This window comes from Marinobacter sp. (genome assembly GCF_048266785.1).
Taxonomy (GTDB): Bacteria; Pseudomonadota; Gammaproteobacteria; order Pseudomonadales; family Oleiphilaceae; genus Marinobacter.
In genome coordinates this window covers 57,353-82,784 of record NZ_JBLWYX010000007.1, presented here as the reverse complement: position 1 = coordinate 82,784, position 25,432 = coordinate 57,353, and the positions used below count along the sequence as shown (strand labels likewise).

Genomic DNA, 25,432 nt, shown 5'->3' with positions numbered 1-25,432 from the left:
TTTATGCGGCGTCGCAGGCAACCTCAGGATGATCTGCACAACAAAGAACGTTGGTTGATTTCCTATGCGGATTTCATAACCCTGCTGTTTGCGTTTTTTGTGGTGATGTACTCAGTGTCTTCGGTAAATGAGGGCAAATACAAGGTGCTTTCAGAAACGCTTACGGGCGTTTTCAACGCACCTCAGCGATCCTTTCAGCCTATAGAAATCGGCGATCAGCCCCCGCCTTCTGAAGTGGCTGTGTCGGAGGATGTTATCCCTCCGGCGGTCACAGAAGCTCCCCGAAACCCGGAGCAAGAAATTCAGGAGCGCACTGAAGCATTGCGTACCATGGCAGATCAGCTCGCAATGGAGTTTGGTGATCTGATCAATCGTGGGGTGGTAACGCTTGAAACCAATGAGCGCTGGCTGGCACTTAATCTGCCGGACAGTCTGTTGTTTGGCAGCGGTGATGCCGAGCCGCACTATGACGCGTTTGGAGTGATCGAAAAAATCGCCAGGGTTCTCAGGAACCGGGATAACGCAGTAAAGGTTGAAGGCTTCACCGACAATCAGCCCATCCGTACGACCCGCTTTCCCTCGAATTGGGAGCTTTCAGCGGCAAGAGCGGCTGCGGTTGTTCGCATGCTGGGCATGGATGGCATTGAGCCCGAACGACTGGCAGCGGTCGGGTATGGACAGTATCAGCCTTTAGCTCGCAACGACACTGAAGAGGGGCGCCGGCGAAACCGCCGCGTGGTGCTTTTAGTCTCCCGGGAGGCCAGTGTTCGGGGAATCATGCGCTAGGGTTCCGTTCCCGTTCAAGTTGTTTAACCTCTGGCCGATAAACCGGAGTACAACTGGTTTTCAGTGGGTCGTAATACCGTACTTTTCGGAGAAAAAACGTGCGAATCTGGGCAGTAGCCAATCAGAAAGGTGGTGTGGGTAAAACCACCTCGGTGGTCGCATTGGGCGGCTTGCTGGCAGAGCGCGGCAAGCGCGTTCTCGTGGTTGATCTTGACCCTCATGGTTCGCTTACCAGTTGGTTCGGGTACGACCCTGATACCCTCGCGCACAGTGTTTTTGACCTGTTCCAGCACCAAGGCAAAGTGCCTGAGGGTTTGCCTGCCCAGCTTATTACCGAAACCAGTTGCCCCGGGTTGTCGCTGCTGCCCGCGAGCACGGCACTGGCGACGCTGGAGCGTCGGATGGTCGGCGCTGAGGGTATGGGGCTTATCGTGTCACGCGCGCTCACCCAGCTATGGGACGATTTTGACTACGTCATCCTGGATAACACGCCATCATTGGGCGTGCTGATGGTGAATGCCCTGGCGGCAGCACAGCACCTCGTTATTCCGGTGCAGACCGAGTTTCTCGCGATCAAAGGACTTGAGCGCATGCTGCATACTTTGCAGATGATCATGCGCTCCCAGAAGAACGAACTTCCTTATACCATTGTGCCAACTTTGTTCGACCGACGTACCCAGGCTTCGATCAAGAGCGTGAACCAGCTGCGAAAAACCTATCAGGACACCCTGTGGAGGTTTGCGGTGCCTGTCGATACCAAATTCCGTGATGCCAGCCAGGCAGGCATAGTGCCGTCAAAACTGGACGCGCAGACTCATGGCGTGCGGGCGTATCGGCACTTGCTGGACGATTTGCTGGCAAGAACAGGCGCAGGGAAGGAGCGTCAGTATGACTGACGAAAAATTGACAAGGCTGGCGGGTCCGGCCAGTGCCATTGCCAGCTATCTGGATGAATTGCTGCATACGGCAACCGACACCGCGTTGCATGAAGAGGTTCGCGAGCCGGAGCCAGTTCCCGAAATGAAACCTGAGCCGAAACCGACACCGGTGCAGAAGCCGGTGTTGCGGACCAGGCCAGCGCCCCGAGTGGAAGCGTCGCCGAAACCGGAGCAAGTTCAAGAGGTTGTTGCTGTCGTTGCTTCCGCGCCGGAACCGGCATCGGAAATGCCGGTGTCGCGCCCTGAGTGGTCGCACCGCCCGTTTGAGTGCCTGATTTTTACCGTGGCGGGCCTGCAGCTTGCAGTTCCGCTCCTGCTGCTGGGTGCTATCCACCGGATTGAAGAGGAAGTCCGGCCAATTCCCGGTAGCCCCAAGTGGTATATGGGGATCCGCCCGGGCACTCAAGAGAATCTGAGAGTTGTGGATACGGCCGAGTGGATTATGGCCGGCAGGGTGCCGGTGAATGCCCGGGACAACTACCGGTTTGTTATCCGGTTAGACAATAGCGAGTGGGGCTTGGCCTGTGATGACGTGGCTCAGTCGTTCACTCTAAGCCCGGATAATGTGCGCTGGCGCACGGCGCGCAGCAAGCGGCCATGGTTGGCGGGAACGGTAATTGAACAGATGTGTGCCCTTGTTGATGTGCGCACCATGGCGAACTTGCTGGTAGGTGCCGAACGGGAACAGCATCTTGATCTGAGCTGACCGGCAAGCCGGTTACGGAATGAAACGGTGCCATGCTGGCACGGTTTGTGCCCTTGATTATAGTATTGGGCACTGATGATGTTTTTTTGACGATCAGGTTGCCCGCCGGGCAGCCGAACAGGAGATACAGGTTATGGCATCCCCGAGCGGACAGCAAAGTCAGGCCCAGGACGATCAGGTACTGCAGTATGTGACCTTCCGGCTGGATAACGAGACCTATGGTCTAAACGTTATGCAGATTCAGGAAGTGCTGAGATACACGGAAATCGCGCCAGTACCCGGTGCTCCGGATTACGTGCTCGGTATCATCAATCTGCGGGGTAATGTGGTGACGGTTATCGACACTCGCCGCCGTTTCGGGTTGGCGGATGCGGATGTAACAGACGCGACCCGGATAGTGGTGATGGAATCTGCCGATCAGGTAATGGGCATTCTGGTGGATTCTGTGGCCGAGGTTGTGTACTTGAAAGCCAGTGAAATTGAGACTGCACCGAATGTGGGTAACGAAGAAAGTGCCCGGTTTATCCAGGGTGTGTGTAACAAAGGTGGTGAACTGATCATATTGGTCGAGTTCGACAAAATGCTGTCAGACCACGAATGGGCTGAAATCTCAGGGCTGTGAACCGGAGTTATACCGGACAGACCTTATGATGGACGCCTTCCGTGGCAAATAAACCGGAGACGTCCATCATGTTTGCTGAAATTCCTTCTTATATTCCGTGGGTGCTGACCTCGGTAGCGCTTTTTCTGGTTTTTGCCCAGGGTGTGACGCTCGGGCGTCAAAACCGGCAACTGAAAGCCACACTCAAGGAGCGCTGCGATACGCTCGGCCGTGAGCTGCATGCCACAGCGAGCGGCAGTATGGGGGTGGGCCAGCGTCTCGTAGTTTGCGAGCGACAATTGCATGAGCTGCGCTCGACCATTGACGAGATGCGCCAGAACGACCCGTTACGCATCTCCTACGACGAAGCTTCACGGCTCGTGGATCTTGGTGCGGATATAGACGATCTTATGAATACCTGCGGGATATCCCGTCCTGAGGCCGAGCTTGTATCAGCATTGAGAAAGCGCCAGGCGGCCTGAGATAGCAAAGCTGCTATAAAGTTTCTGTTGAATCGCCGCCGGCGTCTTCGGGCGTTCGGCCGCGGATATGAAAGGCAAACGCAAGAATTTCAGCAATAACCCGGTAAAGGTTTTCGGGGATTTCGTCGTTCAGGGACAAGCGCGCAAGAATGCCAGCCAGCTCTGCGTTTTCATACAGAGGCACATTGTGCTCCCTGGCGATCCTGATAATCTCATCGGCCAGTTCGTACGTACCCGTAGCCGTTATGGTCGGAGCCTTCTCACCGTCGTATTTAAGTGCAACGGCAGCGCTGGAGGATTGACGTTCATTTTGCTTTTTCATGCCCGGGTATCCACCAGTCTGTGTTCCAGCTTCGTTGTCGGGTACGACGGGCTGCCACGGCGACACTCAAGGTCAGTAACTTCCAGCCCCAGCTCCGACAGGCTTCGCCTCAGTAATGGCAGCTCTTCGTTCACCTGTTTCAGCGTGTCCTGTTTTTCTGCCCACACCCGTGCGCTGATTTCCTGCTGGCGCAGGGAAACTTCAAAATTCAGGGCGCCGGCCTGTTCCAGATCAATGGCAAGATTTAGGCGCCATTCGCTGATGGCCGCCCGCTTGTGGTCGCGCCCTTTTGAAGAGGCCTCGTCCTTGTGCTGTTCTACGCGCAATTGCGCCACTCTGGGCTCATTCTGAGGTGTTACCCAAGGTAAATCCATGAGCAAGGTTGAGGCGGGCGCAGGTGCGTCACCCCCGCCTCTGGCAGTCAGTATCTGGCTGTGTAACTGGTTTACGGTAATGCGGTTCAGCATGCCGGCTAACATTCGCAATGTCTGCCCCACTGATGTGGGCTCGGAGCTCATGGCGGGCGGCGTTGATGTCAGAGCCTGCGGGAACTGCAGAGGTGCCTGAACCAGCCCGGGGCTGGCCAGTGGTGTAAGGCGGTTGAACAAAACTGCCTTGTCGCCGCCTTGTTCAGCCAGCAGGGCGGTGATCATACGGCCAATGGCAAGCTTGAGGTCGGGTAGGGCCGGGGATGGCGTCTGAGTCAGGCGGGATTCTGCGAACAGCCCGCTCTCCGCGATCCATTGCCGTATTTGTTGCACGGTGTTGTTCTGCGTTCCAGCGCCCGGTGCCAGGGTATTACTGACAGGCAGTCTTGCAAGCAGCGTTTCGAGAGCCTGTCGTGCAGCCTCGGGCAGCGGTTGCGGGCTGCGGGTTTTAGGGAGTTGGCCGGGCGTCAGTTCAGGAATAACGCCGCGGTTCAGTGCGGTCATCAGCTTGACCAGACCGCTGTCCAGGCTCTGCTGCCAGGGCATACGTTGGGCAAGAGCCCGGGCAATGGTGGCTTCCGGGGCTTGCGCCAGCTTGCCCATGAGTTGCAGTTCATTGCCGGCGCGCATCACTTTCACCCAGTCCCCGGGCGTCAGCTCCGTGGCGCCAATGGCCGCGCTTACCTGAAGCGGTTTGCCTCGCACGTCCAGAAGCACTTCGGCACTACCGCTGCCTTGACGTTGGATGATTTCCGCGACACGGGCCAGCATGGTTTCCCGGTTCGCAAGCTGAAGCTGGTCCAGTTGCTGTCGGGCAGACAAAACGGCAGTTTCCCGGCCTGATTGCCCGGTGTCAGTGGTTTTTGCGGGGCCGGGGGTAACCGGTACCGGGGGTGCAGGGGGCTGTTGACCGCTGGGTAGTTTCATCGCTGCTGACTTGATACCAGACAAGAGTATTTTGTAGGCGCTTTCGTTATAATACGCCGCGCCGGCAACTTTTGCCGTGAACACACCCGATGCAATATGCGCATCGACCTGATTACGGGGCCCTGATGTCCGAGCCGTTACTACAGGCTGTCAATCTGCAGTGTGAACGGGACAAGCGGATACTTTTCCGTGAGTTATCCTTCTCCATACTGCCCGGTACGGTAACCCGTGTCGAGGGGCCAAACGGCTCCGGCAAGACGACGCTGCTGAAAATACTGGCCGGCCTGAACGATGCGTGGACAGGCGAACTGAAGTGGTGCGGAACCCCGGTAGCCAACCAGCGAGAGGCGTTTCTCCGGAACATGCTCTATCTCGGGCATCGCCCGGGTATCAAACCCCTCCTTACCCCCACGGAAAACCTCCGGGCCTTGATGGCCGGTCGTAGGCCAGTAGCTGATGCGGCATTGAGTCAGGCGCTGCAGGGCACCGGCCTGACAGGCTATGAAAATGTACCCTGTCGCAACCTGTCTGCCGGCCAGCAGCGCAGGGTTGCGTTGGCGCGCTTGCTGGTTGCTGATGAGCCGCTGTGGCTACTCGATGAAGTATTCACTGCCATCGACGCAGATGGCGTAAAAGCCCTCGAGGCACTTTTGCAGCAGCGCGCTGCCGAGGGTGGCGCCGTGCTGGTTACCACTCACCATGATCTGGCATTGCCGGGCATGCACCGACTGACTCTTGGCGCCGGGGGGCTCCATGAACGCTGAGGTTCGCCCTGCGGTTCGTTTAGCCAGCAGCAGTGTTGGGGCGCTGGCTGCCATGAAAGGCGTTTTTGCGCGGGATATGAAAGTAGCATTCCGACAGCGCCAGGACCTGCTTAACCCGCTGCTGTTTTTTGTGATGGTTGTTACTCTGTTTCCTCTTGGGGTCAGCCCGGAGGTTTCATTTCTGCGTGAAGCGGGAGCGGGCATTCTCTGGGTGGCGGCTCTGCTTTCTGTATTATTGTCACTGGATCATTTGTTCCGCCACGATTTTGATGATGGCACCCTGGAGCAGCTCGTGCTCCAGCCGCAACCGCTGTTTCTTCTTATTCTGGCAAAAACCGTGGCGCACTGGATGTTAACGGGGTTGCCTCTGGTCGTGTTGACGCCCGTTCTTGGAGTAATGGTGCACCTCGACGGGAACTCTATCGCTGTTTTGTGTCTAACGCTGTTGATTGGTACGCCAGTACTGAGCTTGATTGGCGCCATTGGCGCTGCTTTAACGCTTGGGCTGCGATCCGCAGGCGTGCTCTTGTCCCTGCTGATCATTCCACTGTACATTCCTGTGCTGATTTTCGGCACGGGTACAGTTGCGGCAGCAGCGGACGGCGCGGCTGTGGGAGCCTACCTGGCACTTATGGGCGCTTTCCTTATGCTGGCGCTGACTTTGGCGCCGTTTGCAGCAGCAGCAGCGTTGAGAATCAGCTTGTCTAATGGGTAAAACAAGGTAAACGGTAGGACGGTGACCATCTGATGTGGCAATTTTTTCACAAACTGGGTTCCCCTAAGTGGTTTTTCGGGATATCCACCCGGTTCATGCCCTGGCTGCTGGCGGGCGGCCTACTGTTGCTTATGGCCGGCGTTGTCTGGGGTCTGGCGTTTGCGCCCAAGGATTACCTTCAGGGCAACAGCTATCGGATTATTTTTATTCATGTTCCTACGGCGTTTATGGCGCAGTCGGTATACATCATGATGGCGTCTGCGGCCCTTGTAACACTGGTCTGGCGCATGAAGCTGGCCGATGTGTTCGTCAAGGCGGTTGCGCCGGTCGGTCTGGTGCTTACGTTTCTGGCGCTTTTTACCGGCGCTGTCTGGGGCAAACCAACCTGGGGCACCTGGTGGATATGGGATGCACGGCTAACGTCCATGTTGATACTGCTGTTTCTGTACGGCGGTGTCATTGCACTGGACCGTGCTATTAATGACGAGAAGTCCGCTGCCCGCGCGGTTGCGGTGCTGGTGCTGGTAGGGGTAGTGAATATCCCCATTATCAAATATTCCGTGGAGTGGTGGAATACACTGCACCAGCCCGCGACGTTCAAACTCACAGAAAAACCGTCCATGCCGGCGGAAATGTGGGTGCCGCTGCTGTTATCAGTACTGGGCCTGTACCTGATTTTTGGCTGGCTGGCCTGTGTTCGCATGCAGACAGAGATTTTGTCCCGGGAGCAACGCACCCGGTGGGTAAAAGAATTCGTAATGAAAGGAAGGGTCTGAGCAATGGCATTTGATTCCTTTTCTGCCTTTATCGCGATGGAAGGCCACGGCCCCTATGTCTGGGCCTGCTACGCAGTGTTTTTCGTGTTGATGGCACTGATGATGATCGGGTCGGTACGAAGCAGGAATGCGATCATTGAGTCCTGCCGTCGCGGTTATGAGTTTCAGGCTGAAAAGAGTACAGTGGCGGCGGCTCCAGCGACCTCTGCGTCCTTCGCGCGCGTAAACGTTTCCCAAGACTGACTAACAGGTATGTAAATGCATCCGATCCGTAAAAAGCGGCTGACCATTGTTCTGTTTCTGCTGATAGGGCTCTCCGTCGCGGTGGCACTGACTACTTACGCGCTGCGCCAGAACATCAATCTGTTTTACGACCCAAGCCAGATTTCTGCCGGGGAAGCGCCGGTTGATGTGCGAATCCGCGCAGGCGGTATGGTCGAAGAAGGCTCGGTTGTACGAGACCCGGAAAGCCTGAAAGTGGAGTTCCTGGTAACCGACTTTAATGCCTCAGTGCCGGTTGAGTACGTCGGCATCCTGCCGGACCTGTTTGCGGAAGGGCAGGGTATCGTTGCCATGGGCCGGCTCAACAACAAAGGCCGCTTTGTAGCGGACCAGGTTCTGGCCAAGCATGATGAAAACTACATGCCGCCGGAAGTTGCCAGCGCACTGGAAAAGGCTTCAAAAGCCGAGGGTATGCCGATGTCTGACACTGCCAAACCGGCAACCTACTAAACACACCTCAATCAACAGCCTGATTCCTGGAGAGCTTTGATGTATCCCGAACTCGGACAGCTTGCACTGATACTCGCGCTGTTGCTGGCAGTGCTTCTTTCGGTTGTACCCCTGGTTGGCTCACTCACCGGCCGGGACAATCTCCAGGCATTTGCGCGCCCTCTGACCACCGGCATGTTTGTGTTTGTCGGGCTGTCATTTGCAGTGCTGACCCACGCGTTTTTAACGGATGATTTCTCCGTAGCTTACGTGGCCAACAACAGCAACAGCATGCTGCCCTGGTACTACAAGTTCAGCGCCGTGTGGGGTGGTCATGAGGGTTCACTGCTGCTTTGGATACTGATGCTGACGGGGTGGACGATGGCAGTTGCCATTTTCAGCCGTCGTTTGCCTTCTGTGATGATTTCACAAGTGTTGTCGGTTCTGGGCATGGTGAGTGTCGGGTTCATGCTCTTTATTATTGTTACGTCGAACCCTTTCGACCGTTTGCTGCCCAATGTGCCGTCTGATGGTGCAGACCTGAACCCGCTTCTGCAGGACTTTGGGCTGATTGTTCATCCGCCTATGCTTTACATGGGCTACGTTGGCTTTGCGGTGGCCTTTGCATTTGCCATTGCGGCATTGATTAACGGCCGGCTGGATGCCGCTTGGGCCAGGTGGTCACGGCCCTGGACCACCGTTGCCTGGGCATTTCTTTCCGTCGGTATCGCCCTTGGAAGCTGGTGGGCCTACTACGAACTTGGCTGGGGCGGCTGGTGGTTCTGGGATCCGGTTGAGAACGCCTCCCTGTTGCCCTGGTTATCCGGTACGGCTCTGATGCACTCACTGGCAGTGACGGAAAAACGCGGTGTGTTCAAAAGCTGGACGGTGCTGCTGGCGATTGTCACTTTTGCGCTGAGCCTTCTGGGCACCTTCCTTGTTCGTTCAGGCGTACTCACTTCAGTCCATGCTTTTGCATCAGACCCTGAGCGAGGCACCTTCCTTCTGATTTTGCTGGCGATCACGGTTCTTGCGAGCCTCATTCTCTATGCATTCAGAGCACCTGTTGTTCATGTACGTTCACGCTACGGCTCTCTTTCGCGGGAAATATTCCTGTTGCTGAACAACGTGCTGCTGGTATCCGCGACGCTGCTGGTAGCTGTAGGTACCCTGTACCCGCTGGTTCTTGATTTCTTTGATTTGGGCAAAATCTCAATCGGCGAGCCATTCTTTAATCTCACTTTCAGTCCACTTGCGGTGGCGGCCGGCCTTCTGCTTGGCGTCGGCACCTTTTCCCGCTGGAAGAAAACAGATGCCGGCTGGCTTGCGCGCAAGCTGTTGTGGCCACTGGCGGTGAGTATGCTGCTCACCACGGCGACTATGGTCGGTTATGGTGGGTTCACGCCTTGGGCCTTTCTTGGCGTATTTACAGCCGTCTGGGTAACCTCGGCGACCTTCTGGGACCTGTGGGACAAATCTTCTTCCAAAAAGGGGCGAGTCCACGGGCTCAAACGCCAGTCTCGCAGTTACTACGGAATGGTGCTTGGGCATCTCGGCCTCGCCATCACCATGGCCGGCGCAACCGTTGTGTCGAACTACGGTATCGAGCGTGATGTCCGTATGGTGCCTGGCGATGTCGCCGAGGTAGGTGACTATCAGTTCCTCTTTGTCGACATCGGTGAGCGGCGCGGCCAGAATTTCACAGCCCAGTACGGCACGTTTGAGGTCATGCTCGACGGCAAAAAGATCGCCGAATTGCATCCTGAGAAGCGCCAGTATGCCGTTGGCATGAGCGTCATGACCGAAGCGGATATCGATGCAGGCCTGTTTCGGGATATCTTCGTTGCGGTGGGTGAGCGTATTTCAGATAACGCCTGGGCCATAAGGCTCCAGTATAAGCCGCTGATCCGATGGCTGTGGCTGGGGGCACTGTTTATGGCTGCCGGTGGCTTTCTGGCTGTGTCGGACCGCCGCTACCGGATTCGTGAGCGAGCTACCGAGCGCTCAGTATCCTCAGCAAAATTGTCGCCAGCGCAGACCGATGCCCAAGGCACGGCGGGAGCGGTTTCATGAAGCGGTTTCTGTTGTTTCTGCCCTTATTGGTGGCCGTCGTAGTGGGTGTTTTTCTGTTTGCCGGTATCGGCAAAGATCCCACCAAGCTTGATTCAGCTCTGATCGGAAAACAGGTTCCTGTATTCAGTCTCAAAAGCCTGAAAAGTCCTGATAGTTCTCTGGATGAGGGCCTGTTCCGGGGCGAAGTTACCCTTCTGAACGTCTGGGGCACCTGGTGCCCTGCTTGCCGGGACGAGCATGACGACCTCATGAGGGTTTCCCGGGAAAAGAAGGTTGCGATTATCGGGCTGAACTATAAGGACAACCGTGACGATGCTTTGGTCTGGCTGGACAGGCTGGGGGATCCCTACCGCACGGTTATCTATGATCCCAAAGGCACGTTGGGTTTTGATCTGGGTGTGTATGGTGCACCGGAAACCTTTGTTATTGATGCCTCCGGTGTTGTGCGGTATCGCCATGTGGGTGTGGTCAACGGCGAGGTATGGGAGAAGATTCTGTTGCCGGTGATTAACGAAGCGCGGGAGAACGGCTGATGCTCCGTATGGCGTGTTTCCTTTTGGCGATTACGGCATCCGGTTTTTCCGTTGCGGACGTTTCTGCCGTTTATGGTTTTGAAAGCCGTGGTGAAGAGCAGCGTTATCAGAATCTGATTGCTGAGCTTCGGTGCCCCAAGTGTCAGAACCAGAACATTGCGGACTCAAACTCGCCTATTTCCAAAGATATGAGAAACGAGGTCTATCAGATGATGCTGGATGGCGCCAGCAACGAAGAAATTGTCGAATCTCTGGTGGGTCGCTTTGGTGAGTTCGTCAAATACAAGCCGGATCTGGACAGCCGTACGCTCGTGCTCTGGGCAACTCCCGTGATTGCCGTTCTGGGGGGCCTTCTTGTGGTCGTCGGAGTCGTTGTTCGCTCCCGGAGGGCCGGTACGGCAGCGCCGGCACTGAGCAGTGAGGAGCGAGCCCGCATTGATAAAATGCTCGCGGAACGGAATGAGGGCGGCAGCGCCTGATTACCTGGAAGAGCAACGCCTGACTTCGCAGCAACATGCACCGTTTATTCATTTTTGAACCTGTGACGATATCTCCATGACTGAAACTTTCTGGATTGCCGCAACGGTACTGATCATCCTCGCCTTGGCATTTGTACTCTACCCAGTGCTGTTTAATCGTCGGGACGCCCGACAGCAGACAGACCTCAGGAACCAGAACCTGATGGCCTATCGTGGCCGCATGGCCGAACTGGAAAAAGAGCACGAGGCGGGCATTCTTGATACCGGAAACTACCGGCAACTCCGGGAAGAACTCGCCGGCGCCATGCTGGACGATGTTCCGGAGAACGAGGTTGTCGCCAAAACGGTACCGGGCCACAAGGCCGCCATGGCCGTCGCTTTGCTCTCAATACTTCTGATTCCTGCTGCCACGGTTCTGCTCTACGAAGAGTGGGGCGCGATGGACAGCGTCGAAGCATTTGTTGCCATGCAGGAATTGGGTAGCTCGGATGATGCCCGGGCAGCGCAAATGAGTGAACTGACTCAGCAACTGCGTGCGCGGCTTGAAGCCAGCCCCGACAACCCGGACGGCTGGGCCATGCTGGGCCAGACCTATATGCGCCTGGAGCGGCATGAAGATGCCGCCTGGGCATTCCGGCAACTGGCTGACAGCGTCCGTGCCGATGATGGCTCCAGGGCTATAGCCTTGGGTCTGGCGGCTCAGGCGCAGTTTTTCCACAGCCAGGGTGCCATGACCCAGGCCGTGACCTCTGCGATTGAGGAGGCGAGGGCACTGAACCCCGATGAGGTTAACTCGCTTGGTCTGTTGGGTATCCATTCATTCAGTCAGGGTAATTATCGTGACGCGATCAATTACTGGGAACGCATCCAGACCGTCGCGCCGGATCATCCGCAGTTGGCTTCAATTCAGGGTGGCATAAAAGAAGCATATACGCGTCTTGGTGAACAGCCGCCAGCCGAAAAATCCGCACTCTCGGCTCCCGATGACAGCGTGGTCCAAGAGGGCGCTGGCGTTACCGTTCGGGTGACTCTGGATGAGGCATTTCAGAAGGATATTCCTGACGATACGACGCTGTTCCTTTTTGCCCGCGCTGCCAACACTCAGGGCGGGCCGCCCTTAGCCGTTGTCAGATTGACCGCTGGCGCATTGCCCGTTGAGATCCGCCTGGATGACCGTCATGCGATGGCGCCACAAGCGGTTATATCCGGCGTAGAAGAAGTGGTTGTGACCGCTCGCCTCACTCGCTCGGGCAATATCAACGCGCAGCCGGGTGACTGGGAGGGCAGTACAGATTCGCCCGTTGCTGTTTCAGGGGTTCCGGGCTCGCCGGTCGAGTTGGTTATTGATCAACAACTGATTAACTGAGCCGGTGAATACCGGCTCATAGAGTCTCCTGGGAGTTTTGAATTGCCGCCAGGCCTGCCTCTACACCGAGAGTTTGTTGGGGTAGAGTGGCGGCAAGCCGGTCTCTGAAGACGGGGCGTCCACCTTCTTTCGGACTTGCTTGAGCGCGTTGACCAAAGCACTGCCATCCCACGTTTTGTTGCTTCTCTCGCCACCTGAATGATCACGGCTGAAAAGGTGTGCCTGTAACCGGTCGAGCTCCTGCTCAAGATCGGCTGCCGGTAACACGCTGAAAATGTCCTTTGCAGATCGGAAATTGTAGCCGGGCCAGCGTAAATTTGCCCAGCTCACAAATAGCCCGGGTGTTGAGGTACGGCCTTCCTTTGCGGCATTAAGCAGTTGCTCAAATAACGCTCCCTCATTTCCGGCGCCTTCAGAGTCGGTATTGGCAGATGTCCGGGATGTGACTCTGCGAGTGCGCCACCAGGCCAACATGGTCAGAACCCATATTCCGGCCAGCGCTAAGCTTACCCATTGCCAGAACCTGTGACCGTCGGTAGCAGCGCCCGCGCTCGAAGCACTCTGTTCGCTGTTGGTTTCGGTGGCCGTGGCCGAGCTACCGGCGGCGCCTGAAGAGGGCATGGTTGTACCATTTGCGGGAGTTACATTAAGGGTCTGTGCCGGGATCACGGCGACCTTTTCGCTGTCGGATTGCGTATCCCACCAGGGGATGCGGATTGCCGGAAGCACGAGTTTACCGGCTTCAACAGGAACCAGTGCCCGGGTTTGCGTAAGCGTGGACGTAATACCTTCCGGGCCGCTGCTGGCGTTCCGTTGGGCTGCTTCTGGATAGCTGCGAAGCCCGTCCGGTACAGAGTCTGGCAGGGGCGGCAATGCCTCTGAAGGTAGTCCGGTTGCTTGCAGGCTGAGTGTGCGTGTGAGGTTATCGCCGGTCTTCAGGTTCAGCGTTGGCGGCATGCCGGCTTCGGCCAGAGTAAGGTCGGTAGCCGGGAGCCAGGTCGAGCCACTGAACTCCTGTGGAACATCTTTGACCTGCACCTCAAACAGCTCAGCACTGTCCCGCAGGAATCGGAGCGAGCCATCGGCATCTCTGGCCTGGCCCTCGAAACGAATGGCAGGCAGGTTCAGAGAGCCCGGTTTTTGCGGAAACAATGCATAGCGCCGCTCTACCACCCGGTATCGTACGCCATCGCGGTCTCGGGAAAACTCGCGCTGTTTCCCCAGGGATTCGATGATCGCGTTGGGGTGCTGTGGGTCGGATAGCTCGCCACGGATAAGATTGCCCTGGAAAAACAACCTCACTGTCAGAATCAGTTGCTCCTGAACGTATACCTCTGCCTTGTCTGCTGACAGCTCAATGAAGCTTTCCCGGCTAGTGTCTGCCTGATCTGGAGGGTTGCCGTCTACCACCTCTATGGTTACCGGTCTGGATACGGAATCCTTGAAGGTAAGGGCGGGGATGGTGATCTCTCCGGTGGACGTAGGCGCAAGCTGGTATGTCCAGGTTATTTCTCCCACCATGTCGCCGTTGACGGTGCGAATGCTGTACTGCTGATTGCGAGCCAGTATTTCGAAATCCGGAGTAACCTTTTCAATATCCGGCGAAGGCAGGCTTGAGATATCGAAATCGAAAAGATTGCTCAAATTGATATCGATCTTTGTGCTGCCTTTAACGGTGAGCGTCAGGACTTCACCTTCGTACAGCCGGGTTCTGTCAGGTTCAGCGGTGAGCTCGCCGGCATGGGCTGGCAGCCAGATAGCCATCAGGATTGCAGAAACAACCAGCCAGATTGTCGGAATAATCAACCATTTTACCATGGTGTGTCGCCCTTGTCAGATGGTGTCTGGCGTTCCTGATACTGTTGCAGGAATTTTCGCTGTAAAAGCCCGCCGGGGTTATCGGGCACCCGGCGCAGCGATTGCTCCTGGCTCTGCGTAAGCGGCGTTTCGGATACCGGCGCAGGCGCCTGAACTTCCTCAGCGCCAGGCTCTGCGGCTTGATCATTTGCACCGTTGCTTTCAGAATCGGTTTGAGCGTTATTTTCAGAACTGTCTTCGGGCTGCTCTTCGCCAGACGCTTTCTGGTCGCCGCTCTGCTCCTGTTCGTCAGGACTGCCTTGGGACGGCTCTGATTCAGTGTCGGAATTTTGAGAATTCTGGGCGCTGTCGGAATCCTGGTTTTCACCGGACGCATCGGAAGGGCTTTCCTGCTGGCTGTTTTCACCGGATGAATCTGAGTCGTTCGGATCGCCGTTGCCCTGATCCTGGTCGGATTTCTCTTGCTGCTTGAGCAGATCTTCTACCAGTTGCCGGTTTGCGCGGGCATCTTCCATATCGGGATTACGGTCCAGCGCGCTATCGTAGGCCTCAAGAGCCTCTTGCAGCTTTCCGGCGCGGGCCAGAGCATTGCCGCGATTGTAATCTGCAAGGGCCGTGTCTGCCCCTTCAAAGACTTTGGCAGCTTCGTCATAGCGCTCGGCACGATAAAGCGCAGAGCCCCGCCATTCCGGGGAGTCCAGTATCGTTGCTGCCGCACCGGGATCTTCATGAATCAGCTCTTCCGCTCTTTGATCTTCCCGTTGCCAGAGGCTGCCCCAATCCATGGCCGCAGCAGGCTGCGGTATCGCGGGCATCAGAATCAACGCCATCGCGGTGAAGGCACCTCGGCGCCAGCCCAGTAACAGCAACGGCAGGGCCAGCCACAACAACCAATAGCCATCATCTTTCCAGCGGTCGATAGTGAGCCCGGTGTTCGTGTCCTGCCACTCGTCTGATTCTTCAGGGCTGAGGTTCAGGGCCTCTATGTCGCTGTCATCCAGCGTTAGCTCATGGCTTGCGCCGCCGCTATTACGGGCGAGCTCCGCGAGCATGTCCGGGTCGGTACGTGTTATGACAATGTTGCCGTTGTCGCGGATAAAGCCACGCCGTGCAAGGGGAATAGGGCCGCCGTCGCGGGTGCCAGCCGCCAGGGTACTCAGAGTGAATCCGGTATCGGCGAGCTCGTTGCTGATGGGCGTGAGATAGCGCTCGGATACACCATCAGTAATCAACAGAACGCGGCCTTGGCCCGGAGCGCCCCGCTGCAGAAGAGCCAGGGCCCTGGAAACGGCCAGGTCGGCGCGATTGCCCTGAACCGGCATGATGATCGGGTCGAGGACGTTGAGCATGCCCGTTAGCGTGTTGCTGTCGTCTGTCAGGGGGGTCACAACGTGTGCGTCCCCTGAATACACCACCAGCGCTGTCAGGCTGCCCTCACGAACAGCCAGAATATCGCGGATCTTGCGTTTTGCACGGGTCAGGCGGTCGGGCTCCAGATCCGTTGCAAGCATGGACAAGGACAGATCGAGCACAATCACCAGGCTATCCCCCGGTTTTTTCAGGGGAGTGGGGGCCTCACGCCAGGCGGGTCCCGCCAGCGCAATAGCCAGGATGACAACAGCGCTGATTGCGGGCACAAAACTGGAGCCGCGTGTTTCCGCGGCACCGCCATATCGCCGGATCACCGGGGACAAAAGTTGCTCAGGGATCAGGCCAGACCAGCCGCTGTCTCCGGAGCCTTTTCCTTTCAACGCGAGGTAAAGCACGGGCACAACCAGCAATAACAGAAGCCAGAGCGGGCGCAGGAAATGGACGTCAGCCATGGTTTGCGCCCCCCTTGGTGCTCGGTCGAGTGAGGGTCAGCTTGCCTGCCTTGCGCCGGTACAGGAAAAGACCTGACCAAAGCGCCACCGCCAAGCCGGCTGGCCAGAAAAACAGGTCGGTAACCGGGCGGTAGAATTTGCCATCCAGCTCAATGGGTTCGAGCTGGTTGATGGTTTCGTAGATGAGCTCCAGTTCCGGCAGGCTGCGAGCCCGAAAATACTCTCCACCGGTTTGTTGGGCCATTCGAATAAGCAGGTTTTCGTCCAGATCTCTGGAAGGGTTCACCCGGCGTGAGCCGAGCAATCCTCGCTGGACCATGGATTCGGCACCAATACCGATGGTGTAAAGGCGAATGCCAGCGGCGGCGGCTATCTCTGTGGCTGTGTCGGGCGTAATTTCGCCGGCAGTATTGGCGCCATCTGTAAGCAGCACTACAACCCTCTGTTGCTGGGGCCTGTTCCTCAAACGCTTGGTTGCCAGGCCAACGGCATCCCCAATGGCAGTTGCACGACCGGCCATACCAATCCCTGATTCCTGTAAAAGCGTTTCAAGAGTTGCAAGATCGAACGTAAGAGGCGCCTGGACATAGGGCTCTGTGCCGAACAATATCAGGCCAAGTCTGTCGCCCTTGCGGCGGGCAATAAATTCATTCAGTACTTTTTTTACAGCCTGCAGGCGGTTAATGCTGCGGCCCTGAATGACCATGTCCTGTTCTTCCATACTAGGGGAGATGTCCACAACGAGCATTAGATCGCGCCCGGTTACGGGCATCTGAACCTGCTTGCCCACATGCTGTGGGCGAGCCAGTGCCAGCACCAGAAGCGCCCAGGCCAGCAACAGGATCAGGGTTTGCCAGCGCGGTATGGTATTGCCCTGGCGAGTCACACCGGGCAGATCCGAGAGCCAGTGACCAACTGGAAATACTGGAGCATCTACGGTTTGCGCAGCCGGCTTTCTCCATTGCAATAGCACGGGCGCCAGAATCAGCAGGAGTGCCCAAGGGTAAGCGAGGCTCAGCATTTCTGCGCCTCCAGCCAGGTTCGGGCGAAATCCAGAGCCTGTATGGGCTCGGCCGCTGGCTGCGGCTGCCAGGCGCTGTTGACCAGCGCTTCAACAACCGGTCGCTGTGCAATCTTGCCCTCGGGGAGATGGCTTAACAGGCAGGCGGTCCATTGTTCTCCGGATTGTGCCTCGGGATGTTCATCCGGGTAGCGTTCCCGTGCGACTCGCTTCAGCAGCGTATTCAGGTGCGCAAACCACTGTGGTTCTTTTGACGCAGTATGTTCGAGGATGGCCAACTCGGCTCGCGCCAGTCTCAACCAGCGGTTTCGGCGGTGACGACGACGGGCCAGCCATACCAGAGCAGCGACTGCAAAAAGCAGCACAACAACCAGAACCCACCAGCCCGGCGCCGGCGGCCAGAAGCCTCCGGTTTGTGGCAGGTGGATATCCCGGAGTTGGCTCAGGGGGTCGTCTGGCATCATCCGATTCGTCCTCCGGGCCCAAGTATGGACTTAAGGCTTACAGCCGGTGCCTCTCGGGTAGAAACGTCTGTTGCCCCGACACCAGCCAAACGGAAGCACTCCTCAAGAGCGGTTTCATGACGGCTGATTTTTTCACTCCAGGCCTGTTGAAAGCTGCTATTGGACGCATCAAACCACACCGGGCCGTCTGCTCCCGCGATGGCAAAGCGCCCACGTTGCGGCAACTCCTGCTCCAATGGGTCGACAACCCGCAGTGCGCTGACACTGTTGTGACGAGCCAGCGCACCGAGTAAAGAGGTGGTGTTCTCAGAGATGCCGAGAAAATCGCTGATGACAAAGATTCTGCTGCCCGTATGGGCGACTCTGCGGGCTTCTGCAAGGGCGGTATCAAGGGTGGTTTCGGATGCAGGGCTGTCTATATGTGAGCGTTGCTGGCTGGCAAGCGTATCCAGCAGTCGCAGCACGGATTTCTTGCGCCGTGCCGGGCGCTGAACGGTCAAGGTGTTGCCGTTAAAAACAATGCCGCCTACCTGGTCCCCTGCCGACAGTGCGAGCCAGGCCAGAATGGCGGCAAGCTGGGCGCAGCGTACCTGCTTGAAGGCACCAGTGCTGGCAAAGAACAGGGTGGGGCCAAGGTCGCAGATCAACAGTACAGGGCGTTCCCGTTCCTCTTCATAAAGCTTGGTGTGGGGGGCTTGACGCCGGGCCGTTACGCGCCAGTCAATACTGCGGATATCGTCTCCCGGCTGGTAAAGCCGCACTTCGGCAAATGCCATCCCTCTCCCGCGCTGCGAGGAGTGCTGGAGCCCGGCCTGGCGTGCTCGGGCCGGGCGTGCCGATGGCAGCTTGAGCGCCCTGGCATCAGCCTGTAGGCGGATGAGTGCCTGCAGGCTGATGCGGGTTGTTGCATCGCTGGCGGTTACGTCCATGGCCAGCCTCAGGCGCTCACTGGCAAACGTTCAATCAGGCGTTGTATTACTGTATCGGATGTTACGCCTTCCGCCTCGGCTTCAAAGGTCAGCAGAATCCTGTGCCGGAGTACATCGAAGGCTACCGCGCGAACATCGTCTGGCGTTACATAATCCCTGCCGTCGAGCCACGCAATGGCGCGGGCGCAGCGGTCCAGGGCAATAGTGCCTCGCGGACTGGCGCCGAAAGCCGTCCAGCGTGCCAACTCCGGGTCCAGGGTGCCCGGGTCTCTTGTTGCCAGAACCAGGGCCAGCAAATATTGCTCAACCGGCTCGGCCATGAAGATATCCGCAACTTCCGTCCGGGCTTCAAACACCTGGTCGGCAGTCAGGCGAACATCAGTGGTCGGCTGACCCTGGCGGTAGTCACTTCTGGCCAGGTGGAGAATGGCTTGTTCGGCCTGTGCAGACGGGTAACCAATCACCACATGCATCAGGAAGCGGTCAAGCTGGGCTTCGGGAAGTGGGTAAGTACCTTCCTGCTCAATAGGGTTCTGGGTTGCCATCACCATAAACAGGCGATCAAGCGGGAATGTGCGCATGCCCACACTGACCTGGCGCTCGCCCATGGCCTCAAGCAGGGCGGACTGTACTTTGGCCGGTGCCCTGTTGATTTCATCCGCCAACACCAGGTTGTGAAAAATCGGCCCACGTTGAAACTCGAACAACCCGGTTTCGGCACGGTAGATCTCGCTGCCGGTGACGTCTGATGGCAAAAGATCCGGGGTGAACTGGATGCGATGGAAGTCACCGGTAAGATGATCGGCCAAGGCCTTTATGGCGGTGGTTTTAGCTAGCCCCGGAGCGCCTTCAACCAGGAGGTGTCCATCGGCAAGCAATGCAATGAGAAGGCGGTCAACCAGTTTTTCCTGCCCGATAATCCTTTTGGCTAACTGTGTCCTTAATTCTCCGAACGTATGCTGTAACGACATTGGAAGTGATTGCTCTCGTGCGTAAGTAGTTGCCGCAGTTTTGGTGTCTGGCCGGCAAAAATCAAGGGTTTGACTATGCTTATCTCACGATATCCCGATTACGTTTACTTCACACTATCTGAGGTCGCCCATGAATGCGCTGACAGTGGCCAGCAAAGATCAGTTTTTTGAGCTTTTGGCTGAAGAGTTTTCCAGAAAAATTGCCAAAGCCGAAGCCAAGAAAATCAGCGAATTTGTAAAGCAGCATTACGCCCATATTCCTCTGGAGGAGCTCATTAGCCGGCGCCTCTCCGATACCTACGGTGCGGCACTGGCAGCCTGGCAGTTTCTGCAGAAACGCAGCGCCGAGGAAACGCCTGTCGCAGTGTTCAATCCGGATCTCGAGAGCGACGGCTGGCAATCCACACACACTGTTGTGTTTATTCTGCACCCTAACATTCCGTTTCTGATTGATTCCCTGCGCATAGCGGTTAATCAGCGAGAAATCGGAACGCACTCGATCCAGCACTCCATTCTCCAGGTAGAACGCGACAAGGCCGGCAAGCTCAAGAAGCTAATGGCGATCAAAAAAAGTGATTCCGCGTCTGCTTACGAAGCATTTATCGTTCTGGAAATCGACAGGCATAGTAATCCAGAGGACCTGAAAGATCTGGAGCAGACGTTGCAAACCGTATTGCACGAGGTACGCATTGCAGTCGCGGACTTCCCGGTTGTGACTGAAAAGGTCAGCCAGATCATTAAAGAATTGGATGATACCGCCGGCATCAGCAGCGAGCAAAAGGAGGAGGCTCGTGCGTTTCTGGAATGGCTGGCGCGCGATCACTTTACTTTCCTCGGCTACGATGAGTACGACTTTGCCAGTGACAAGTCGGGCATGATGGTTCGCCGCGTGGAGAATTCCGAGCTAGGGATACTCCGTGTGAACAACGAGCGACCAGACCGGGTTCGTCTCAACGCGTTGCCCCAACGTACACGTCATGAGATGACGCGAGCCGATGATATTTTCATTTTCGCCAAGTCTGCCCAGCGTTCGCGGGTTCACCGCCCCGCTTACCCGGATTATATTGCCGTCAAGAAGTTCAACAAAAAGGGTGAAGTGGTTGGTGAGCGCCGTTTCCTCGGGCTGTATACTTCCCGCGCGTACAACGAGCGGCCAGATGAGATTCCACTGCTCAAGCGCAAGTTCCAGAATGTGATGAAACGCTCGGGCTTCCTGCGTGCGGATTACGCGGGTAAAGAACTGGAGCAGATTCTTACTCTCTATCCCCGTGACGAGCTATTTCAGATCGCCGAGGATGAACTGTTGAATGTCGCCAAAAACATCCTGTACATACAGGAGCGGCGCCGCATTGAGCTGTTCATGCGCGAAGACGTATACGGCCAGTTCGTAACCTGCCTCGCGTTTTTCCCGAGGGATATATACAACACCGAGCTTCGCCTGAAGGTAGAGCAGGTGCTTCTGGACCGGCTGGAAGCTCAAGATATCGAGTTTGTTACGCACTTCTCGGAGTCTGTGCTGGCGCGTGTACAGTTCACCATTCGTGTACCCCAGGTTGAAAACCGTAAGCTGCCGATTGCTGAAATACGGGAAAAAGTCATCGAGATGGCTCAGTCGTGGCGCGATGGTCTCTCGGGTGCCTTGAGCGAGACCTATGGCGAAGAGGAAGGTAACGAGCTTTATCGGCTTTGGGCCGCAGGCTTCCCCGCGAGCTACACCGAGATGTTCTCGCCGCGCCGGGCGGCTATCGATCTTGAACATATTTCGGCGGCTTCGACTCGTCAAGATCTGACGATGAGCTTCTATCGAGCGCTGGAAGAAGACGAAAGCACCTTGCATTTCAAGTTGTTCTACCCCGATGGGCAGTTGCCGCTGTCGGATGTGATGCCCATTTTCGACAATCTGGGCTTCCGCGTTCTGGGTGAGCACCCGTTTGAAGTAACCGACCGCAACAACAAAACCGTATGGATACACGATTTCACTCTTTACGCCCACAGCGGCAAAATAGTGGATATCCACCGGATCCGGCCCATCTTCGAGGAGCTGTTTCACCGGGTGTGGTACGGCGAAGCGGAAAATGACGCTTTCAACCGCATGCTCATTACCTCTTACATGAGTTGGCGGGAAATTGCGCTGCTACGTACTTATGCCCGCTACATGCGCCAGATCCGCTTTTCCAACAGTCAGACTTTCATCTCCAACACGCTGGTGAATCATGTTGAGCTCACCCGGATTTTGCTGGAGTATTTTGAGGTACGTTTCAACCCCGATCGTTATCAGAGCAAGGGTAAGAGCCAGGCTGCCCAGCAGAAACTGGAAATCGAATTCAATGCGGGGCTCGAGGAGGTAGAAAACCTCAGTGAAGACCGCGTGCTTCGCCTCTATCTGGAATTGATACAGGCGACTCTGCGCACCAACTATTATCAGTTTGACGAAGCGGGTGGCCCCAAGTCCTACATCAGTGTGAAGTTTGATCCTTCCGGGATTCCGGACATGCCGCTGCCGCTGCCTGTGTACGAGATATTCGTGTACTCGCCTCGTGTTGAGGGTGTTCACTTGCGTGGTGGCAAGGTCGCCCGAGGCGGCTTGCGTTGGTCAGATCGCTTTGAGGACTATCGCACCGAGGTTCTGGGTCTGGTGAAGGCCCAGCAAGTAAAGAATGCGGTTATTGTTCCCGTGGGTGCCAAAGGCGGCTTTGTTGCCAAGCGTCTTCCGGACTCCTCTGACCGCGAAGCCTTCCAGGCAGAAGGCATTGCAGCCTACAAGACGTTTATCCGGGGCCTGCTCGACATTACCGACAACCTGGTAGATGCGGGTATCCAGCCGCCAGAGCGCGTGGTTCGCCACGATTCGGACGATCACTATCTGGTTGTGGCAGCCGACAAAGGTACCGCTACATTTTCTGATATCGCTAATGGTCTGGCAGCGGAATACAATTTCTGGATGGGCGACGCATTTGCCTCTGGCGGCAGCAATGGCTACGACCACAAGAAAATGGCCATTACCGCCCGAGGCGCCTGGGTTTCTGTTGAGCGTCACTTCCGTGAGCGAGGTGTTAACCCGGCAGAGGACGAGTTTACCGCTATTGGGATTGGCGATATGGCGGGGGACGTTTTCGGGAACGGCCTGCTGAGTTCCGAGAAAACCCGCCTGGTGGCAGCATTTAACCATATCCACATTTTTGTTGATCCGTCACCAGACGCTGCCAAGAGCTACAAGGAACGCAAGCGGCTGTTCGAGAAGCCCCGTTCGGCCTGGACCGATTACGACACCAAGCTGATATCCAAAGGCGGTGGTGTGTTTAACCGCAACGCGAAATCCATACCGCTGAGCCCGGAGATCAAGAAGCTGTTGGGTATCAATTCTGACCGGGTACCGCCGAACATGCTGATATCCCACATTCTGAAGGCCCAGGTTGATCTGCTCTGGATCGGCGGCATCGGCACATACATCAAAGGCAGCGGCGAATCCCACAGCGACGTTGGCGATAAAGCTAACGACGGTCTGCGAATCAACGGCGGAGAGCTGCGCTGCAAGATCGTAGGTGAGGGCGGCAATCTGGGTATGACCCAGCTGGGGCGCATTGACTATGCCCTGAAGGGCGGGCGGTTGAATACTGACTTTATTGACAACTCCGGCGGTGTTGATTGCTCGGATCATGAAGTCAATATGAAGATCCTGCTCAACCGTGCTGTTGCCATGGGAGACCTGACCTCCAAACAGCGCAATGTCATGCTGGAAGAAATGACGGACGACGTAGCCGCGCTGGTTCTCAAGAACAACTACCGGCAGACGCAGGCGATCAGTATTGCCAATGAGGATGCAGCAACGCGCCTTGAAGAATATCGCAGGCTGATGAACACCTTTGAAAGCGAAGGCAAGCTCAACCGGGCTCTGGAGTTCCTGCCGGATGATGAAACCCTGTCTGAGCGCAAACTGAACAAGAAGGGGCTGACCAGGCCTGAGCTGTCGATTCTGATTTCCTACGTCAAAGGCGATCTGAAGCAGACTCTCATAGACAGCAGCTTGCCGGACGATCCGCTGCTTGCTCGTGAAATGTACAAGGTGTTTCCCCGGGATCTGACTCAGAAGTTCTCAAAAGAGCTCGGCGAGCACCAACTGCGGCGGGAGATTATTGCCACGCAGGTCGCCAACGACATGGTTAACCACATGGGCATTACTTTTGTGGAGCGACTGAAACAGTCCACTGGAGCAGATGCCGCATCCATAGCGCTGGCCTGGTTGATCACCCGGGACGTCTTCCGGATTGATAACTGGTGGGACAAGATCGAAGATCTCGATTTTCACATATCGGCGCAGCTGCAGATGGAACTGATGCAGGATCTGATGCGCCTGATGCGCCGGTCTGTGCGCTGGTTATTACGTAACCGCCGGGCGGAGCTGAGCATCCAGAACCATATGGAGCGTTTTGCCGACAGTGTCTGGGCGATCACCTCAGGCCTGCCGGAGTATCTGGGAGACCAGGCTCGCACCGTTTGGGAAAAGCGCAATGAAGAACTGGTTGGTGCCGGGCTGCCGGCTGAGCTGGCATCTGTGGTGTCCGGAACCGGCTATCTTTATTCATCGCTTGGCATTATCGAGGCTCAGGAAGTCACAGGTATGCCGCTGAAATCGGTGGCAAACCTCTATTATGAGCTGGGCGATCGGCTGGATCTGAACTGGTTTGCCACCGCAATTGCCAAGCTCAAGCCGGCCTCGCACTGGCAGGCGCTGGCGCGTGAGAGTTTCCGCGAAGATCTGGACTGGCAACAGCGCGCACTGACCACAGGTGTTCTGAATCTGGCTGAGAAACCGGAAGACGTGCCGGCCTGCGTGGACGGCTGGCTACTGCGGCACGAGCACATGATCGTCCGTTGGAAATCCATGCTGCTGGAACTCAAGGGGGTGAGAGAGCCCGAGTACGCCATGTTCTCGGTTGCTCTGCGCGAGTTGCTGGATCTGGCGCAAAGTACACTGCATCAGCCCCACGGTGACAGCCAACCTGAACTGGTGTCATAACATGATTCAGACAAACTGGGTATTGCTTTGAAACCGGGATTCCCGTTCAATCGTGATCGGGAACAACGAAATGGAGTCTGTTAATGGGGCAACTTGACCACCTTCTTGAAAAAAACCGTGCTTGGGCTGAGGGCATTAAAGCCGATGATCCGCAGTTTTTTCATCGCCTGTCGAATCAGCAGGCGCCGGAATATCTGTGGATTGGCTGTGCCGACAGCCGAGTGCCGGCCAACCAGATTGTTGATATGCCTCCCGGCGAGCTTTTTGTGCACCGGAACGTCGCTAACGTAGTAGTTCACACAGATTTCAACTGCCTGTCCGTTTTGCAGTTCGCCGTAGAGGTGCTGAAGGTCAAACATGTTCTTGTGGTTGGTCATTACGGCTGCGGTGGTATCAGAACTGCTCTGCGCAATGAGGGTTTTGGGCTGATCAGTAACTGGCTGAGGCATGTACAGGATGTGCGGGACCGCCATCAGTCCATACTGAGTGCTTGTAACAATGAGAATGATCAGGCTGATCGGCTGTGTGAGCTGAATGTTATTGAGCAGGTGGGACATGTGTGTCAGAACAGCATTGTTCAGGAAGCCTGGAAGCGCGGCCAGCGGCTGAATATTCACGGTTTCGTATACGATTTGGCAGACGGCATACTCCGGGATATGGGCTTGTCAGTTTCCGGCGCTGAAGACTGGGAGAAGATCAAGCAGAACAGTCTGGATGAGCTGGTATTACGCCCTGTGCGTTCAGGCCGTCAGAAAACAGTCCAGTCTTCACCGTAAAACGGC

Annotated in this window: 24 protein-coding genes; 16 read left to right on the top strand and 8 right to left on the bottom strand. The window is 56.5% G+C overall.

The features are described from left to right. Positions 1–3: 3 nt before the first annotated feature. The 5 genes from motD (at position 4) to ACN0V1_RS11775 (ending at position 3,513) form a co-directional block, all read left to right on the top strand. Positions 4–786 (top strand): flagellar motor protein MotD, encoded by a 783-nt coding sequence (gene motD, locus ACN0V1_RS11795; RefSeq protein WP_417545183.1) that lies wholly within the window; start codon positions 4–6, stop codon positions 784–786. A 98-nt stretch (positions 787–884) separates the two neighbouring features. Then, positions 885–1,682, top strand: coding sequence for a ParA family protein (locus tag ACN0V1_RS11790; RefSeq protein ID WP_417545182.1), 798 nt, complete (start codon positions 885–887; stop codon positions 1,680–1,682). After that, entirely contained in the window at positions 1,675–2,430 is a 756-nt protein-coding gene (locus ACN0V1_RS11785; RefSeq protein ID WP_417545181.1) for a chemotaxis protein CheW, read from the top strand. The genes ACN0V1_RS11790 and ACN0V1_RS11785 overlap by 8 nt, the downstream gene beginning before the upstream one ends. Positions 2,431–2,563: 133 nt before the next feature. Next, the gene (locus ACN0V1_RS11780; RefSeq protein WP_417545180.1) at positions 2,564–3,052 is read left to right on the top strand and encodes a chemotaxis protein CheW; all 489 of its coding nucleotides are present in this window, start codon (positions 2,564–2,566) and stop codon (positions 3,050–3,052) included. Positions 3,053–3,120: 68 nt separating this feature from the next. After that, positions 3,121–3,513 carry a DUF2802 domain-containing protein gene (locus ACN0V1_RS11775; protein ID WP_417545280.1) on the top strand — a complete coding sequence of 131 codons (393 nt, stop codon included), beginning with the start codon at positions 3,121–3,123 and terminating at the stop codon, positions 3,511–3,513. Positions 3,514–3,526: 13 nt separating this feature from the next. Here ACN0V1_RS11775 and ACN0V1_RS11770 read toward each other — a convergent pair whose 3' ends face one another. Next, entirely contained in the window at positions 3,527–3,835 is a 309-nt protein-coding gene (locus tag ACN0V1_RS11770; RefSeq protein ID WP_417545179.1) for an EscU/YscU/HrcU family type III secretion system export apparatus switch protein, read from the bottom strand. After that, positions 3,832–5,190, bottom strand: a complete 1,359-nt coding sequence (locus tag ACN0V1_RS11765; protein WP_417545178.1) for a flagellar hook-length control protein FliK — start codon at positions 5,188–5,190, stop codon at positions 3,832–3,834. Before ACN0V1_RS11765 ends, ACN0V1_RS11770 begins: the two co-directional genes overlap by 4 nt. A gap of 125 nt (positions 5,191–5,315) precedes the next feature. Here ACN0V1_RS11765 and ccmA point away from each other — a divergent pair, with 125 nt between their 5' ends. The 9 genes from ccmA to ccmI all read left to right on the top strand — a co-directional run bounded on the left by ccmA (position 5,316) and on the right by ccmI (position 12,607). Continuing rightward, positions 5,316–5,954 (top strand): cytochrome c biogenesis heme-transporting ATPase CcmA, encoded by a 639-nt coding sequence (gene ccmA, locus ACN0V1_RS11760; RefSeq protein WP_417545177.1) that lies wholly within the window; start codon positions 5,316–5,318, stop codon positions 5,952–5,954. Then, the gene (ccmB, locus tag ACN0V1_RS11755) at positions 5,944–6,669 is read left to right on the top strand and encodes a heme exporter protein CcmB (protein WP_417545176.1); all 726 of its coding nucleotides are present in this window, start codon (positions 5,944–5,946) and stop codon (positions 6,667–6,669) included. The genes ccmA and ccmB overlap by 11 nt, the downstream gene beginning before the upstream one ends. Positions 6,670–6,701: 32 nt before the next feature. After that, a complete protein-coding gene (gene ccmC / locus ACN0V1_RS11750; RefSeq protein WP_417545175.1) occupies positions 6,702–7,445 on the top strand; it encodes a heme ABC transporter permease CcmC in 744 nt (247 codons plus the stop codon). 3 nt (positions 7,446–7,448) lie between these two features. Further along, positions 7,449–7,688 carry a heme exporter protein CcmD gene (gene ccmD / locus ACN0V1_RS11745; RefSeq protein WP_292272888.1) on the top strand — a complete coding sequence of 80 codons (240 nt, stop codon included), beginning with the start codon at positions 7,449–7,451 and terminating at the stop codon, positions 7,686–7,688. A 15-nt stretch (positions 7,689–7,703) separates the two neighbouring features. Next, entirely contained in the window at positions 7,704–8,177 is a 474-nt protein-coding gene (gene ccmE / locus ACN0V1_RS11740) for a cytochrome c maturation protein CcmE (RefSeq protein WP_417545174.1), read from the top strand. 39 nt (positions 8,178–8,216) lie between these two features. After that, entirely contained in the window at positions 8,217–10,229 is a 2,013-nt protein-coding gene (locus tag ACN0V1_RS11735) for a heme lyase CcmF/NrfE family subunit (RefSeq protein WP_417545173.1), read from the top strand. Then, entirely contained in the window at positions 10,226–10,762 is a 537-nt protein-coding gene (locus ACN0V1_RS11730; RefSeq protein ID WP_417545172.1) for a DsbE family thiol:disulfide interchange protein, read from the top strand. The genes ACN0V1_RS11735 and ACN0V1_RS11730 overlap by 4 nt, the downstream gene beginning before the upstream one ends. Beyond that, complete coding sequence (locus tag ACN0V1_RS11725) at positions 10,762–11,241, top strand: cytochrome c-type biogenesis protein (protein ID WP_417545171.1); 480 nt, start codon at positions 10,762–10,764, stop codon at positions 11,239–11,241. The genes ACN0V1_RS11730 and ACN0V1_RS11725 overlap by 1 nt, the downstream gene beginning before the upstream one ends. Positions 11,242–11,317: 76 nt before the next feature. After that, positions 11,318–12,607: a c-type cytochrome biogenesis protein CcmI gene (gene ccmI, locus ACN0V1_RS11720; protein WP_417545170.1), complete on the top strand. Its 1,290-nt coding sequence runs from the start codon at positions 11,318–11,320 to the stop codon at positions 12,605–12,607. 60 nt (positions 12,608–12,667) lie between these two features. On the opposite strand, the gene ACN0V1_RS11715 is transcribed toward ccmI, so the two are convergent. The 6 genes from ACN0V1_RS11715 to ACN0V1_RS11690 are packed head-to-tail and all read right to left on the bottom strand — an operon-like array spanning position 12,668 to position 19,633. Continuing rightward, positions 12,668–14,425, bottom strand: a complete 1,758-nt coding sequence (locus ACN0V1_RS11715) for a BatD family protein (RefSeq protein ID WP_417545169.1) — start codon at positions 14,423–14,425, stop codon at positions 12,668–12,670. Then, positions 14,419–16,248 carry a VWA domain-containing protein gene (locus ACN0V1_RS11710; RefSeq protein WP_417545168.1) on the bottom strand — a complete coding sequence of 610 codons (1,830 nt, stop codon included), beginning with the start codon at positions 16,246–16,248 and terminating at the stop codon, positions 14,419–14,421. The genes ACN0V1_RS11715 and ACN0V1_RS11710 overlap by 7 nt, the downstream gene beginning before the upstream one ends. Beyond that, positions 16,241–17,269 carry a vWA domain-containing protein gene (locus tag ACN0V1_RS11705; RefSeq protein ID WP_417545167.1) on the bottom strand — a complete coding sequence of 343 codons (1,029 nt, stop codon included), beginning with the start codon at positions 17,267–17,269 and terminating at the stop codon, positions 16,241–16,243. The genes ACN0V1_RS11710 and ACN0V1_RS11705 overlap by 8 nt, the downstream gene beginning before the upstream one ends. Further along, positions 17,263–17,733, bottom strand: coding sequence for a DUF4381 domain-containing protein (locus ACN0V1_RS11700; protein WP_417545166.1), 471 nt, complete (start codon positions 17,731–17,733; stop codon positions 17,263–17,265). The genes ACN0V1_RS11705 and ACN0V1_RS11700 overlap by 7 nt, the downstream gene beginning before the upstream one ends. Continuing rightward, positions 17,730–18,662 (bottom strand): DUF58 domain-containing protein, encoded by a 933-nt coding sequence (locus ACN0V1_RS11695; RefSeq protein ID WP_417545165.1) that lies wholly within the window; start codon positions 18,660–18,662, stop codon positions 17,730–17,732. The genes ACN0V1_RS11700 and ACN0V1_RS11695 overlap by 4 nt, the downstream gene beginning before the upstream one ends. A gap of 8 nt (positions 18,663–18,670) precedes the next feature. After that, positions 18,671–19,633 (bottom strand): AAA family ATPase, encoded by a 963-nt coding sequence (locus ACN0V1_RS11690; protein ID WP_417545164.1) that lies wholly within the window; start codon positions 19,631–19,633, stop codon positions 18,671–18,673. Between the two features lie 130 nt (positions 19,634–19,763). Here ACN0V1_RS11690 and ACN0V1_RS11685 point away from each other — a divergent pair, with 130 nt between their 5' ends. Next, positions 19,764–24,650 carry an NAD-glutamate dehydrogenase gene (locus ACN0V1_RS11685; protein ID WP_417545163.1) on the top strand — a complete coding sequence of 1,629 codons (4,887 nt, stop codon included), beginning with the start codon at positions 19,764–19,766 and terminating at the stop codon, positions 24,648–24,650. Positions 24,651–24,733: 83 nt separating this feature from the next. Further along, positions 24,734–25,426 (top strand): carbonate dehydratase, encoded by a 693-nt coding sequence (gene can, locus ACN0V1_RS11680; protein ID WP_417545162.1) that lies wholly within the window; start codon positions 24,734–24,736, stop codon positions 25,424–25,426. Positions 25,427–25,432: the final 6 nt, after the last annotated feature.